The sequence below is a fragment of the Alteromonas sp. ABV2_168 genome, from assembly GCF_056161165.1.
The window spans coordinates 158,188-173,033 of sequence record NZ_JBSWYQ010000008.1 but is presented as its reverse complement, the minus strand read 5'-3'; the positions used below and the strand labels follow the sequence as shown (position 1 = coordinate 173,033).

12 protein-coding genes are annotated in these 14,846 nt (G+C 50.9%); 8 read left to right on the top strand and 4 right to left on the bottom strand.

Annotation, left to right across the window (positions count from 1 at the left end; all coding sequences use genetic code 11):
* Positions 1 to 102: 102 nt before the first annotated feature.
* On the top strand, positions 103 to 1,758 hold the full coding sequence (leuA, locus tag ACXAH4_RS13480) for a 2-isopropylmalate synthase (RefSeq protein ID WP_474847420.1): 1,656 nt from the start codon (positions 103 to 105) through the stop codon (positions 1,756 to 1,758).
* A 352-nt stretch (positions 1,759 to 2,110) separates the two neighbouring features.
* On the opposite strand, the gene ACXAH4_RS13475 is transcribed toward leuA, so the two are convergent.
* Both ACXAH4_RS13475 and fucP read right to left on the bottom strand, forming a co-directional pair.
* On the bottom strand, positions 2,111 to 2,377 hold the full coding sequence (locus ACXAH4_RS13475; protein ID WP_119502442.1) for a CopG family ribbon-helix-helix protein: 267 nt from the start codon (positions 2,375 to 2,377) through the stop codon (positions 2,111 to 2,113).
* Between the two features lie 143 nt (positions 2,378 to 2,520).
* Complete coding sequence (gene fucP, locus ACXAH4_RS13470) at positions 2,521 to 3,852, bottom strand: L-fucose:H+ symporter permease (RefSeq protein ID WP_474843362.1); 1,332 nt, start codon at positions 3,850 to 3,852, stop codon at positions 2,521 to 2,523.
* A 199-nt stretch (positions 3,853 to 4,051) separates the two neighbouring features.
* Between fucP and ACXAH4_RS13465 the strand changes: the two genes are divergently transcribed.
* The 3 genes from ACXAH4_RS13465 (at position 4,052) to ACXAH4_RS13455 (ending at position 7,733) form a co-directional block, all read left to right on the top strand.
* Positions 4,052 to 5,251: an ROK family transcriptional regulator gene (locus tag ACXAH4_RS13465; protein ID WP_474843360.1), complete on the top strand. Its 1,200-nt coding sequence runs from the start codon at positions 4,052 to 4,054 to the stop codon at positions 5,249 to 5,251.
* Between the two features lie 136 nt (positions 5,252 to 5,387).
* Positions 5,388 to 6,728, top strand: a complete 1,341-nt coding sequence (locus ACXAH4_RS13460; protein ID WP_474882254.1) for a carbohydrate porin — start codon at positions 5,388 to 5,390, stop codon at positions 6,726 to 6,728.
* 39 nt (positions 6,729 to 6,767) lie between these two features.
* The gene (locus ACXAH4_RS13455) at positions 6,768 to 7,733 is read left to right on the top strand and encodes a carbohydrate kinase family protein (RefSeq protein ID WP_474847424.1); all 966 of its coding nucleotides are present in this window, start codon (positions 6,768 to 6,770) and stop codon (positions 7,731 to 7,733) included.
* Positions 7,734 to 7,785: 52 nt separating this feature from the next.
* Here ACXAH4_RS13455 and ACXAH4_RS13450 read toward each other — a convergent pair whose 3' ends face one another.
* A complete protein-coding gene (locus tag ACXAH4_RS13450; RefSeq protein ID WP_474882252.1) occupies positions 7,786 to 8,658 on the bottom strand; it encodes a 5'-methylthioadenosine/S-adenosylhomocysteine nucleosidase in 873 nt (290 codons plus the stop codon).
* A 148-nt stretch (positions 8,659 to 8,806) separates the two neighbouring features.
* A complete protein-coding gene (locus ACXAH4_RS13445) occupies positions 8,807 to 9,223 on the bottom strand; it encodes a Dabb family protein (protein WP_474843352.1) in 417 nt (138 codons plus the stop codon).
* A gap of 456 nt (positions 9,224 to 9,679) precedes the next feature.
* Here ACXAH4_RS13445 and ACXAH4_RS13440 point away from each other — a divergent pair, with 456 nt between their 5' ends.
* From ACXAH4_RS13440 to ACXAH4_RS13425, 4 genes are read left to right on the top strand one after another with little or no spacing between them, the layout of a single operon-like run.
* A complete protein-coding gene (locus tag ACXAH4_RS13440; protein ID WP_474882250.1) occupies positions 9,680 to 11,017 on the top strand; it encodes an MFS transporter in 1,338 nt (445 codons plus the stop codon).
* A 23-nt stretch (positions 11,018 to 11,040) separates the two neighbouring features.
* Positions 11,041 to 12,441, top strand: coding sequence for an aldehyde dehydrogenase (locus ACXAH4_RS13435; RefSeq protein ID WP_474882249.1), 1,401 nt, complete (start codon positions 11,041 to 11,043; stop codon positions 12,439 to 12,441).
* A gap of 44 nt (positions 12,442 to 12,485) precedes the next feature.
* A complete protein-coding gene (locus ACXAH4_RS13430) occupies positions 12,486 to 13,322 on the top strand; it encodes a p-hydroxycinnamoyl CoA hydratase/lyase (RefSeq protein ID WP_474843346.1) in 837 nt (278 codons plus the stop codon).
* Positions 13,323 to 13,336: 14 nt separating this feature from the next.
* A complete protein-coding gene (locus tag ACXAH4_RS13425) occupies positions 13,337 to 14,821 on the top strand; it encodes an AMP-binding protein (RefSeq protein ID WP_474882247.1) in 1,485 nt (494 codons plus the stop codon).
* Positions 14,822 to 14,846 lie beyond the last annotated feature (25 nt).

Here is a 14,846-nt window from a genome sequence, read left to right as displayed (position 1 = left end):
TTATTGCTTCAAGGGTGTGAAATAAGCAAGTGATAGCAATCCTCTGCCAACAGATATCGCGTACACTACGTGAACCGTTATACATCCCGGAGTCTTCGTTTCATGCTTACTCATCCTCATACCAAATATCAGCGATTCATTGGCGTATCCTTACCTGAACGTCAGTGGCCAAATAAAGCCATTACACAGGCACCTGTCTGGATGAGTACAGACCTCCGCGATGGCAATCAGGCGCTTATCGACCCGATGTCGATTGAAACCAAATTGCGTTTCTTCAAAAAGCTGGTGTCCATCGGTTTTAAACAAATCGAAGTGGGTTTTCCATCGGCATCAGATATCGATTTTCAATTTGTCAGGCTACTGATTGAAGGCAACCATATTCCTGATGACGTCACCATAGAAGTGCTGACTCAGGCCCGCTATGAATTGATTGAGCGCACTGTTGAAAGCTTACGGGGCGCCCGCAATGCTATTTTACACATGTACAATCCCCTTGCGCCGGACTTCCGTGAGATTGTGTACAACACTGATAAAGCTGGGGTGAAAGACATCGCCCTGACCGGTACCCGCTGGGTGAAGGAACTGACCGCCGGCGCACCGGAAGTGAACTGGACTTATCAGTATTCCCCAGAGGTGTTTTCCAGTACCGAAATCGACTTTGTTAAAGAGGTCGTGGATGAGGTGGTGGACATCTGGCAGCCAACCACAGAGAACAAAATCATTATCAACTTACCGGCGACGGTGGAAATGAATACGCCGAATACCTATGCCGACCAGATTGAGTGGATGCACCGCAACCTGAATCGGCGGGATTGTATTGTGTTAAGTGTGCACCCGCACAACGACCGGGGTACCGCTGTGGCGGCTGCTGAACTGGCATTAATGGCGGGAGCTGACCGTATCGAAGGCTGCCTGTTCGGCAATGGCGAACGTACCGGTAATGTGGATATTGTGACTCTGGCAATGAACATGTATTCCCAGGGCGTGTCACCGGAACTGGATTTCTCTGATATCGATCAGGTCCGTAAGCTGGTGGAAGAGTGCAATCAGTTGCCTGTGCATCCCCGTCATCCTTATGCCGGTGAACTGGTTTACACCGCTTTTTCCGGTTCACATCAGGACGCTATCAAAAAAGGGATGGCGGTGCAGAGTAAAGACGGCCGCTGGCGTGTACCTTATTTGCCCATCGATCCAGCAGATGTGGGGCGCGGATTTGAAGCGGTTGTCCGCGTAAACAGCCAATCCGGTAAAGGCGGTGTGGCCTTCCTGCTCGAACAGGAAGCGAATCTGCAACTGCCGCGAAAACTGCAAATTGAATTCAGCCGTACTGTGCAGCGTGAAAACGACAGCACCGGCAAAGAAATGTCGGCAAAACGTATGAAAGAAGTCTTTGAGCAGGAATATTTCGATGCCGCAACGCCTTTCGCCTATACCGGCAGCACGATTACGTCGGTGGCAAGCGGTGAGCAATCGGTGAGTATTCAGTTTGCCCTGAATAACGAAGTTTACACTATAGGGGGCACCGGTAACGGTCCGGTTGAAGCGGCGGCCAATGCCCTGAGCACTTTCCTGAATAAAAAAGTGGAAGTGGCAGATTATCACGAGCACGCGGTGGGTGAAGGTGCAGGCGTAAAAGCCGTGTGCTACATCGAAGTGAAATTGGAAGGGGCTGATTCCACCTTCGGCTGTGCCAGCGACAGCAATATCATCACTGCCGCGATTAAAGCGCTGTTGTCAGGGGTTAACCGGTTGATGTGATGCTGGCATATAAAGCCATAATTAGTAGGGATGCGGACAAGAAGAACATCAGTCCGCTTTCTTGCTTATGAATCTTTTTCGGTTTCTTTGTTATGCCAGATCCACAAAATGTAGATGAGTCCGGACGATTTTATTTGGTAGCGAATCGTGTAATTGCCAATATAGATATCTCTGAAACATTCTGGTGAAGGGCTTGCCAGAACCGGTAAACCTATTTCCGGAAAGTGCTTTAGCCGTTACGCTGCGTCCTGAATTTCAATTGCAATTTTTCTTGCCGCTAATGGGCTTTTTAATACGACGAAGTCGTGTAAACGTTTCAAATCATCCACCGCTTGCGGCGTATACTGAAGTTTCATATTGAAGGCGTTTTTTTCAGTTTGTCTGAACCCCAGCTATTGAGCCATGCATTCACTTCTGAATCATCAATCAGCTCCCCCCTGTTGACTGACTCTATTGCTTCCAGAGTTTCTTCCCATCGGGCGTCATCAACAGCTTGCCTGGCAATGAACTCTCTCACCGCCTGATTGATAAGGTAGCTTTTACTTCGATCCAGCTTTTTCGCAAGAGAATCCAGTGGCTTCTCTATATCGTCATTGAGACGGACACTCGTAATACTCATAAGTTATCTCCAAAGATTTTGTATTACAGCGTAGTACATCATGTTAAAAAGAGTCCACACATGCTTTATTTGTCGAAAAAACGCCCGCAAAAAAGGCGACAACCGTCGCCTTTCTATACATTTTTATTAATCGTCCGCGCCCGTTACTTCGCCATTAACTGCTCTTCTGATGTAACCTTTTCAGAACCGTCAGAATGGGCAACCCGTGTAGGGTGAGATTTGATGTCGAACAACCCGTAGCCGGCGACCAGCAGGAAGCAGATGGCCGGTACGATATATGACACAACGATGCCGGATGAATCGATAAGTGCAGCCTGGAACAGTGGCAGAATTGCACCGCCGAGGATGGCCATGACCAGACCAGCCGCGCCCAGTTTGGTGTCTTCGCCCAGTCCGTCCAGTGCGATACCGTAAATCGTCGGGAACATTAAAGACAAACAGGCAGAGATTGATACCAGTGAAATGACGCCGATGAAATCCGGTGACTGAGTCATGATGATACACAGGCCTGCGGCAACTAATGACATGATCATCAGCAGGCGGGCAGGGTAAAGGAACTGCATCAGCCAGGTCATGACAAACCGGGAGATCAGAAACACAATCATGCTGTACTGCAGAATTTGTCCGCCATCTACTTCATTACCGCCCACGGCCTTCATGGCGTACTGAATTGTGAAAGTCCAGACGCAGGTTTGCGCGCCTACATTAAAGAACTGAGCCAGCACACCTAAACGATAGTGGCGGTTACCCAGCAAACGTTTCAGTGACGCGCCCAGCTGCACATTTTCACTGCGGGATTCTGTGGATTCATTTACCGGCGTTTTAATACATGCAATGGCAATCCATACCAGCACCAGCACGCAGGCCATGCCTACGTAAGGCAACATAACGGCGTCGAGCTCAGCACCAATGACTGATTTCAATTCTGCAACCGACATGGCCGCCCGCTCTTCCGCTGAGGCCTGATTAAGGTTGGGTAAGATTAGGGTTGCCGCCAGGAAAACCCCTAAGTTTGTGCCCACAGGGTTAAACGCCTGGGCCAGGTTTAAGCGTCGGGTTGCGCTTTTTTCGCATCCCATGGCCATAACATAAGGGTTAGCAGAGGTTTCCAGAATCGACAGACCGCCGGCGAGAACAAACAGCGCCGCCAGAAAGAAACCGTAAGTCATGGTCTGGCTGGCGGGGTAGAACAGAAATGCGCCGGTGGCAGCACAGCCCAGGCCTGTTAACACACCTGTTTTGTAGGAAAACCGTTTGTTAATAAATGCTGCGGGAATTGCCAGGCAAAAGTAAGCGCCGTAATATGCGAACTGCACCAGTGCAGACTGTAATGACGACATGGTAAATATTTTACTGAATACCTTTACCAGCGGGTCCGTCATGTTGGCGGCAACGCCCCAGGCTGCAAAGCAGATGGTGAGCAAAATGAATGGGACAAGCGTTTCTTTAGAAACCAGTGGCGCGCGTTTTTGCACGGTCATTCCTCAGCATGTAAACAATTAGTTAAGCGATTTAAACAACAAAAATTTTATGTGTCAATAAATCAACATAATTTATTTAATTGTTTTTCTTTCTCCCGGATGACTTTAAGGGGGCATTTTGCCAGGGGACTAGGCAGCAGGGAATGGAAGGACTACTATACGTTGTTGATTTAATGAAAATAAGATGTCTCATATGCCTGCAAATTCTTCCGGCCAGCAAGTTGAACCCCATGGATTCTGGCAAAAAAGCACCCCGCTGAAAGGCCAGTCAGGTCTGCGGGCACTGAACGAACGCCGCATTCTGACGCTGATCCGTCAGCATCAGGAATTGCCCAAAGCCCGTATAGCCAATGAAACAGGCCTGTCAGCCCAGGCCGCCACTGTAATAATCAATAAACTGGAAGAAGACGGGCTGTTGTTGCGCGGGGAGCCCCAAAGAGGTAAGCGGGGACAACCCACCGTACCCTTCTCTCTTAAGGCAGACGGGGCTTATGGGGTCGGTATCAAAATTGGTCGCCGGAGTATTCAGATCACCCTTATCGATTTTTGCGGCAAAGTACGCTCGTCACTTCGGGAGCAGTGGGACTATCCGGCAGTGGATGCCATGATCCGCTTCGCAGAAAAGGGGATACGGGCGATGTTATCAACCTTAAGTGACGGGGAAAAACTGCGTGTGAGTGGTGTGGGTGTCGCCATGCCATTTGAAATCTGGCGCTGGAGCGAGCAGGCCGGCGCGCCGGAAGAGGCATTGTCAGAATGGCAGGACTTTGATGTTCCTGCTGCCATTCAGAAGATCACCGATTTGCCAGTTTATCTGTGCAACGATGACACCGCAGCCTGTGCTGCCGAACTCTGGTTTGGTGAACACCGGGATCTCAACGATTACCTGTATTGCTTTGTCGGCACCTTCATCGGTGGCGGTATGGTACTGAACCGGCAGTTACATACCGGTCGTCACGGTAATGCCGGTGCGGTGGGGTCTCTGCCTTATCCGGGCAGTCTTGCCGGCGGCCAGCTTCTTGATGTGGCATCAATATACCTGCTGGAGAAAACCCTGAAAGAGGCGGGGCAGGACACGGCATTCCTGCATGGAAGGCAACAAGTATGGCCTGAAGATGTGCCCGGGATCAGCGAATGGCTGGACTCTGTGGCTACCGGCATTGTGCACAGTGCCATGAGTGCCCATGCCTTTCTGGACCTTGATGCGGTGGTTATTGAAGGCGCTCTGCCAGACAACATCAAAGCAGAATTGCTCAGTCGCTGCGGGCACCTTTTACAGTCGGCTGACTTCCGGGGATTATCTTCGTTAATCTTACGCGGAGGCTCGGTCGGGGCGGATGCCCAGTCCTTTGGCAGCGCCAATTTGCCCTTACTCGCGCAGTACAGTCTTTAACAATTCGTCAATAATTATTAAATAAATATAGTTGATTTAATGATTCAGCTGCATTAAATTGCGTCTCCTTGAAGTCACTGTTAACACGGTGTGATCGTGTTGTGGATTGAAATCACACTTTGCCAGGGGATGCTGCATGCGTTTTTTTCCTTCATTGATATCTGAAATTTCCTCCCGTAAACCGCTGATGACAAAGGTGTCTCAGGCCGGTTCAACCTGTGGTGCAACCATCGCTCTGCTTCTTGCCTCCGGGCAGGTAAGTGCACAGGACATGCCTGATTACGTTAATTTCCAGGCCAGCTATACCGGCGAAGCGGCAGCGAATGTGAATGGCGGCCAACAGCGGGGCAGTGCCTATGCCGGGCAGCTTTTTGTGGGTGCAGATTTCGACATGGAGAAGGCATCTGACTGGAAAGACACCACAATCCATGTGGCAGTGACTAACCGTCACGGACAAAACCTTGCACCAAAATACATTGGCAACAGTACATCGGTGCAGGAAATTTATGGCGGACAGAACAGCCGTCTGGCCCGTTTTACCGTAGAAAAACACTTTCTTGACGGGCAACTTCAGGTTGAAGCCGGCCGCACTGTCGCCAATATCAGTTTTCTGGGTTCCGAGCTGTGTCAGTATTTTCAGACTAACTCTGCGTGCGGCAATCCCACATTCGTGTTCCGTACCAGTAACTTTACCTGGTGGCCGGTGTCCAGCTGGGGTGGTCATGCTAAATTCTGGCTGAACGACAAAACCTATTTCCATGCCGGTGTTTACGAAGAAAATACTCCTCACCAGGCGTCAGACGATCATGGCCTGGATTGGGGAGTTGAAGATTCTACCGGGGTGGTGGTGCCTGTCACGCTGGGGTATCAGACGACATGGGACAATGATGACTATCCGCGCCGCTACGAAGTGGGCGGCTGGTATGACGGTGCTGATTATAACGACCCGTCAAAAGACGAGAACGGTGATTATGCCGCATTGAGCGGAAATGACTACGCCACCCGCAACGGCCGTTCCGGTGTATTTGCAAGATTCGAACAGACCGTGTTGAGACCCGACCTGAACTCTCAGCGCAGCGTCACCTTGTTTGGTGCTGTGCTTACCGGCACCTCCGGTGAATTGATTGAAGATTTTTATTTTAAGGCCGGCTTTGTGAAGCGGGGGACATTCCCGGGCCGCGATAAAGATACGGTCGCCTTTGTGTATACAGAGCAACATTACAGCCATGACGCCATTGAAGACCAGTTTATTTTGCGCAACCTTAACGAAGGTTCAGGCCGTCCCGCCAGTATGCAGGCAATGATGGAACTGAGTTACGGCATTCATGTGAACGACAACATCCGCATTCAGCCCAACATCCATTACATCGTTAATCCCGATCAGTTTGGCGACAAAGCCAGACAGGAAGACCTAAGTGATGCCGTGGTGCTGGGGCTGCGCTTTGATATCAATCTCGCAGGTTTGCTTTTTCAGTAAGCCGGTTTATCTGTTGCACAATCAGTAAGGAGAATGCAAATGCAAGTGTTATGCATGGGAGAAGCCTTAATCGACATGCTGTCTGACAAGGGGCAGCCCGGAATTACAGACGCAACGGAAAGCTTCAGAAAATTTGCCGGTGGCGCACCTGCGAATGTTGCTGTTGCAGTTGCCAAACTGGGTGGCGAAAGCTATCTGTTCGGTAAGCTGGGGAAAGATCAGTTTGGTCATTACCTGCACCGAACACTGGAAGCCCTTGAGGTGAATACCGCTTTCACCACATATTCTGAAAAAGGGAAAACCGCTCTGGCTTTTGTCGGCCTTGACGCTGACGGTGAAAGATCTTTCGATTTTTATATCGACAATGCGGCCCATACTGATATCTCAGAAGCAGACCTGGTGCCTGCATTATTTGAGAAACCCCGCATTGTCAGTTTCTGCTCGGGCTCAGTGAGCACGCCGGATTTACGCCAAGTCACCTTGTCTGCCATTGACGGGTTCAAAGGGGCAGGCAGCATTCTGTGTCTGGATATTAATTTACGTCCTGCATTCTGGGCAGAGCCTTCCCTGGCACCGTATTTTATTGATGAAACGGCAAAACAGGTGGATGTGATAAAGGCCAGCAAAGAGGAGCTCATTGAGCTGTATGGCGAGTCGAATATCGACGGGCAGATTCAAAGCTGGATGGACTGCGGTGTGTCGCTGGTATTGGTTACGGATGGCGCAAATCCGGTGGCTTTTTACAGTCACGACACCAACGGTATTTATCCTACGCCTCCTGTCAGTGCAGTAGATACCACAGCAGCCGGTGATGCCTTCGTGGGCGGGTTCTTATTCACGTTAGCAGAAGAAGTACAGGATAAAGCGTCATTTGTGGCCTGGGCAGGCAACTTTGAAAGCATTATGTCTTCTCTGCGTTTTGCTACCCGCTGCGGCGCCCATGCAGTTTCAAAGTACGGTGCGTTTGATGCGTTGCCCTCGCGCAGTGATATCGAACTTAAATAATCCGGCTTTACTGAAAAGAGCCGCAGCAACCTGCGGCTCAAAAACAGTCTGCTTATTTCGCCTCTAATGATGCGATGTAATGGGTAACGAGGTCACGGACAAACTGCTGACAGTCCTTGGCCGTTGAAGGATCGTAGTGTCCGCCGTTAGTCAGATTGTTCGATAACACCCGCACTCCCAGAAACGGTACATCATACGCGTGAGCAATCTGCGCCGCTGCGGCGGTTTCCATTTCCTCTGTACTGGTACCGAAATGTTCATGGAGCCAGGCAATCCGGTCTAACTCGTTATTCCAGAAATTTGCGCTGGCAATAGTGCCTTCCGTTACTTTTCCCCGTTTGTATTGACCGCTTATGGCATGGGCGGATGCCAGCAGTTTACTGTCACCCACATAATAGCGGATCCTCTCTGATTTCTTTGCTGACTCCCCTTCACCGGCACTGCCTGACGAGGCCAGTAAGTCCATGGGTTTCCAGCTTAATGGCGCAGAGCCTTCACCCTTTTCCCTGAAAGGGGTTTTAAAATTTCCTGCGTTCAGTGCACGTTTACCGAGCACAATATCACCGACCAGCAAAGCCGGATCGTGACCGCCTGAAGTGCCCTGATTAATAATGGCTACAGGATGATACCGGGTGATGCCCACCGCAGTGGCCGCAGCGGTATTCTCAAGGCCTTTGCCGGTTTGCGCGACCACAACAGGGTAATTATTCAGCAAACCTTTATAGAAGGTGGTGGTGCCTGATTTCTCTATGGTGACGCCGGTGAGAAGACTGGCAAAATATTCAGCTTCAATGGGCATAGGTCCCTGAATCATTACCGGTGCACGGTAAGGTGTGGTGGTTTCTATATTCGCGGCGCTGAATTCGCCGGCGCAAATCATCCGGCTGAACAAACAAAAGATTAAAAAGAGAAAAGCAGTTTTCATGGGTAGCTGGTTTCCGGTTTGAAAAACATAAACGCTATGTCTCAGTATGTTATTGTTCTCACAAATTTCTGGTGGCATTTTAAGCTGCGTGACCTGTTAAAGAAAAAAATGGATCTTTCTACTCTGGCCGGCAGCGGTCAGGCTCAAGTCAGGCTGACAATGAGTCATGAACCACAACACGTTCCCACAGGTGCGAGCATTCTTCTACGAACTTCAGGTGAACCGGGTGGGTTTGATACGCATCCTGATCTTCTACAGAGTTGAATATCATTAATTCAGACACGTGAAAACTATTGTCAATCACATCCCGCTTCAGGGTTGAGGCCGGTACACCTACGTGCAGCGCCTGAACCTGAGGAATAGCCTGAAGAGATTTCAAACCTTTAATCAGTATCGCTTTATCTTCCGCTGAGTCCGGATTTGCCAGCCAGAAATACACTATGTGGAGTACGGGCGCATCCAGCGAGCAGTTTGATGAGGCAGCTTGCGCAGAAGCGGGCAGGGCCGCGGCGGCTGCCAATGCTCCGGCGGTGGTCATAAATTGTCTGCGGGAAGAGTCCGTCATTGATAATCCTTGTAAATTTTCAGGCAAAGTGTCACTGAGTGTAAAGGCGACAATCATGCTATGCAATCATACTGTGCTCACGAAGCAGACAGAAGTCAGGTTTACAGCGACAAGTGTAAGATGACACTTTAGGATGGAAATGATCGGTCTGTAATAAGATGGCACTGGCTGCCGCTGATACGCCCGTATCGTATCATGGCTTCACCGGTTCCGCTTGAGCCTTCCGGGTCTCCACCGGGCAGTCCGCAAAGGACCTTAACAACAGCTTCTGGCTGACAGCAAATTTTAAAATTCTTTGCATAAAATATATAGCGTCACTTTTTGCAAAGTAATTAGTCACTTTATGCCATTCTCAGAATGTGTTTAATTGTTAATATCGTGTTTAACGATTACACAAGTCATTTACGCCTGACACCTTGTTTTCTTTTTGCGTATGTGACTTAGAGGATGGTCACTATGTCTTTAACTGCAATTCTTGATGATTCCAAACTGAGCCCTGTGCAATGGGTGGCAATTATCATTTGTATCTCTCTTAATGCGCTGGATGGCTTTGATGTTCTGGCTATCAGCTTTGCTTCGCCGGGAATTGCGGCAGAGTGGGGGATTAACCGCGCCGAGCTGGGTGTGGTGCTGGCCATGGAGCTGGTGGGTATGGCCTTCGGTTCTATTTTTCTGGGCGGCATTGCCGATAAGTTTGGCCGCAAACCTACGATTCAGTTTTGTCTGGTACTGATGACCGCTGGTATGTTTGGTGCAGCGTTCGTCGATAGCGTGATGACACTGTTGATCATCCGCTTCATTACCGGTTTGGGAATTGGCGGAATGCTGGCTTCTACAAACGCCATGGTATCGGAATTTGCGAATAAGAAAAGCCGTAACCTTTGCGTCATTATCATGGCCACCGGCTATCCCATCGGCGCAGTGCTTGGCGGAAGTATTGCGTCAATGTTGCTGGAAACCCACACCTGGCGTGCCGTATTTATTTTCGGCGGCAGCATTACCGGTCTGTTCATGCTGGTGGTGGCGTTCTGGCTGCCTGAATCTCTGCTGTACATGGTTAACCATCCGAAAGAAAAAACGCTGGACAAGGTTAATCATATGCTTGCGCGTATGAAAAAGCCTCTGCTGGATGCATTGCCTGCGCCGGCAGTATCAGCCAAAAAATCCAGTTACAGCACACTGTTTTCGCCTGAAATGCGCAAGCTCACGCTGCTGTTAATGGTGGCATACTTTGCACAAATCATGACGTTCTACTTCATTCTAAAATGGATCCCGAAAATTGTGGTGGACATGGGCTTTGGTGCTGCACAGGCCGGTCAGGTGCTGGTGTGGGCAAACCTGGGCGGTGCGGTTGGTGCCATCTTACTGGGACTGCTAACCAGCAAGCTGAATTTACGCCTCACCATGATACCGGTACTTATTCTGGCTTTCGTGATGGTGTCGGTATTTGGCATTGGTTACAGCGACTTAAGCACGCTGGCGCTGGTTTCCGCAGCCACAGGGTTTTTCACTAATGCCGGTGTTGTGGGGCTTTACGGACTGATGGCACAGGCGTTCCCGGCGAACGTGCGGGCAAGCGGCACGGGCGTGGTAATTGGCATCGGTCGCGGTGGTGCGGCGTTGAGCCCGGTGGTTGCCGGACTACTTTTCACAAATGGTGTCAGCCTGCAGGGTGTCGCCATTGCCATGGGCACAGGCGCGCTGGTAGCCACACTGGCGATTTATTTCTTAAACAACAAACAGGGCGGACGGGGAACAGCAACGCATTCTTCTTTGTCTGCCGTCACAAAATAACTAATCCACCGGAAAACGGAGTGATGATGAACTTTACCCGCTTAAACCCGCTCACCGGCGAAGTTGCCAGTGAGGCACCGGCAATGAAAGGTGCACACATGCAGGCTGTTGCCGAAAAAGCACAGCAAGGCTTTGAAATCTGGTCCGGTTTTGGCCCTAACCAGCGCCGTGCCATCCTGTCTCAGGCTGCCATTGCCCTTGAAGGTAAGAAAGACGATTTCGTCAAAGCCATGATGGAAGAAACGGGCGCCACTGCAGGCTGGGCTATGTTCAACCTGATGTTAGCAACTTCCATGCTGCGTGAAGCCGCCTCACTGACTACACAAATCAGCGGTGAAGTTATCCCGTCTGACAAACCGGGCTGTGTTGCCATGGCTCAGCGTGTTCCGGTTGGTGTCATTCTGGGGATTGCCCCCTGGAATGCGCCAATTATTCTGGGTGTTCGCGCCATTTCCACGGCACTTGCCTGCGGCAATGCAGTGATCTTAAAAGCATCGGAAGTGTGCCCGCGCACTCATTCGCTGATCATCGAAGCGCTGGCAGAAGCCGGATTCCCTGAAAATACAGTAAATATCGTCACCAATGCGCCGGAAGATGCCGCAGATGTTGTGGGCGCGCTGATTGATGCCAAACCGGTAAAACGCATTAACTTCACCGGCTCAACCGCCGTGGGCCGCATTATCGCAAAACGGGCAGCAGAACATCTGAAGCCCTGCTTGCTGGAGCTGGGTGGTAAAGCCCCTATGCTGGTACTGGACGATGCTGATCTTGACGAAGCGGTGAAAGCGGCCTCCTTCGGCGCGTTTATGAATCAGGGCCAGATCTGTATGTCTACCGAGCGTCTGGTTGTGGTAGATGCGGTGGCTGATGCTTTTGCCGACAAGCTGGCAGCGAAAGTATCCACCATGAAAACCGGCGATCCCCGTGAAGGGAACACCCCGTTGGGTGCGGTGATTGACCAGAAAACTGTTGAAAAGGTCAACGGGCTGATTGACGACGCGGTCAGCAAAGGTGCTGTGATCCTTACCGGCGGTAAAGCTACATCGGTGCTAATGCCGGCTACGGTGCTGGATAAAGTCACCGCGGACATGGCGATTTACAGTGAAGAAAGCTTCGGTCCGGTAGTGGCGATGATCCGTGCAAAAGACGAAGCGGATGCGGTGCGAATTGCCAACGATTCTGAGTACGGACTGAGTGCGGCGGTATTCACCCGCGATGCGGCACGGGGCATGAAGGTCGCCGGAAAAATTCGGTCAGGTATCTGCCACGTGAATGGCCCTACTGTGCACGATGAGGCGCAAATGCCCTTCGGCGGTGTGGGAGCCTCTGGTTACGGACGCTTTGGCGGCAAAGCCGGTATCGACCAGTTTACAGAACTGCGCTGGATCACTGTGGAAACTGAACCCGGCCACTATCCCATTTAATTTTTTAAAGTATTGAATTTTATCGTTTTGAGTAAGGAATGATTGTGAGTACAGAAAATCAGGAAGCAAACACCGTAGCGGTGACAATCGAAAACGGGGTGGCGTGGGTTGCCCTGAACCGTCCGGAAAAACGCAATTGCATGAATCCGGCGCTGAACCGCCAGATGATGCGGGTACTGGATGAGCTGGAGTACAGCGACGATGTAGCCGTACTGGTGCTGACAGGGGAAGGCACTTCCTGGAGTGCGGGCATGGATTTAAAAGAATATTTCCGAGAAAACGAAGCGAAAGGCCTGGGCGCAACACGCAGGGCGCAGTCAGAAGCTTACGGCTGGTGGCGCCGTCTGCGCTGGTACCACAAGCCAACGGTTGCCATGATCAATGGCTGGTGTTTTGGCGGTGCGTATGGCCCGTTATTCGGCTGTGATCTCGCATTTGCGGCCGAAGAAGCCACATTCGGTTTGAGTGAAATTAACTGGGGTATTTTGCCGGGCGGCGGTGCCAGTAAGGTCGTGGCTGATTTGCTGCCACTGCGTAAAGCTATGTACCACGCCATGATGGGGGAAAACATTGACGGTAAAACTGCGGCTGAGTGGGGACTGGTTAACGAAGCGGTACCGCTGAGTGAGCTGAAAGCCCGCGTACAGACGGTATGTGATGTGCTGAAAGGCAAAAATCCGGTCGCCCTGAAAGCCACAAAAGATGCCATCCGCCGCGTGAAAGAAATGACTTACGACAATGCGGAAGACTATCTGGTACGTGCGCAGGAAGCAGCAAACAGCTTCGATAACGATGGCCGCAAAGAAGGCATCAAGCAGTTTATTGATGACAAGACCTATAAGCCGGGTCTGGGTGCATACGATAAGAGTCAGCAGAAGTAAGCGGAGTGAGCAGCATGGATTTTCTCTCTTTTCAGGCCCGTCTGCGTCCCGGAGACGAAGCGGTATACGACATTACCTCGCAGCGTCGTTGGACATATGAGGCGTGGGACGGTTTCGTTTCCCGCCTGGTGACCTGGTTGTCACAACAAGGTGTGCATAAGGGGGACAGGCTGGTTTGTCTGGCGAGAAATTCTGCTGAAACCGTGGCGCTGCATCTGGCTTGCGGACGGGCAGGGGTGCTATTTGTTCCTCTGAACTGGCGTTTGTCTCAGGAAGAACTGATGCAATTACTGGATGATTGCGAGCCTTCGCTGGTATGTGGCGATAAAGAGGCTGACCGTGCCGGTTTGCCCTATGTAGCGCTTTCCACATTGCCTGATCTGGTCAGCGAACTGACACCCTCTGTTATCAGTAACGAGAACTCAGCCGCACCTTCGCTTATCCTGTACACATCAGGCACAACAGGGTTACCGAAAGGTATTGTACATACCGAACAAACCATTATGGAAACCACGCAGAATATGGCGCTGCTGGGGCATGTGGATGAACACAGTACCTTTTTGTGCGAAACACCTATGTTCCATGTCATCGGCCTGATTTCCTGTGTGCGTCCTGCGCTTTACTTCGGTGGGCGGTTAATCATTTCTGACGGATTCGAGCCGGCACGTACCTTTGACCGGTTGTGTGATCCTGAGCTGGCGGTCAGTCATTATTTCTGTGTACCCCAAATGGCCAATGCCCTTCGTCAACTGGCACATTTTGATGCGTCAAAAATGACAGGACTGAAAGCGCTGCTGACCGGTGGTGCGCCTCATCCGGAAGTACAGATCAAAGCATGGTTAAATGACGGCATCCCCATCGTGGACGGGTATGGCATGAGTGAAGCCGGCACCGTGCTCGGGATGAGTTTTGATATGCGTATTATCGATCAGAAAGCCGGTTACGTCGGTTTACCTACACACCGTATCGATGTGCGGCTGACCGGGCCGGGTAATCAGCCGGTGGCATTTGGTGAAGCCGGTGAAATACAGATCAAGGGGGCGAACCTGTTTGTGGATGTATGGAAGAACCACCGCGCTTATGAACGCAGTTTCACACCTGACGGCTGGTTTCAGACCGGTGATATTGGCGTGAGCGACGAGGACGGCTATATCCGGATTGTGGATCGCATCAAAGATATGTTCATCTCCGGCGGCGAGAACGTGTATCCCGCTGAAGTTGAGGCTGTAGCACTGCGTTTCCCGCAAATACTGGAATGTGCGCTGATAGGTGTACCGGACGAAAAGTGGGGAGAATCCGGTTGTCTGTTTGTGGTGCCGTCGGTGAGTCATGAATCTTTCGACAAGGAAGGCTTATTAAGGGAAATGGAAAAAGGGCTGGCCCGTTATAAACTACCCAAACATGTCCGGTTGCTGGACGCATTACCCCGTACAGGTGCCGGAAAGGTCAGGAAGAACATCCTTAAATCAGAACTCAGTGCACTGGTCGCAGAACATTGAAATAATATAAGGAAAAGCTTTACCA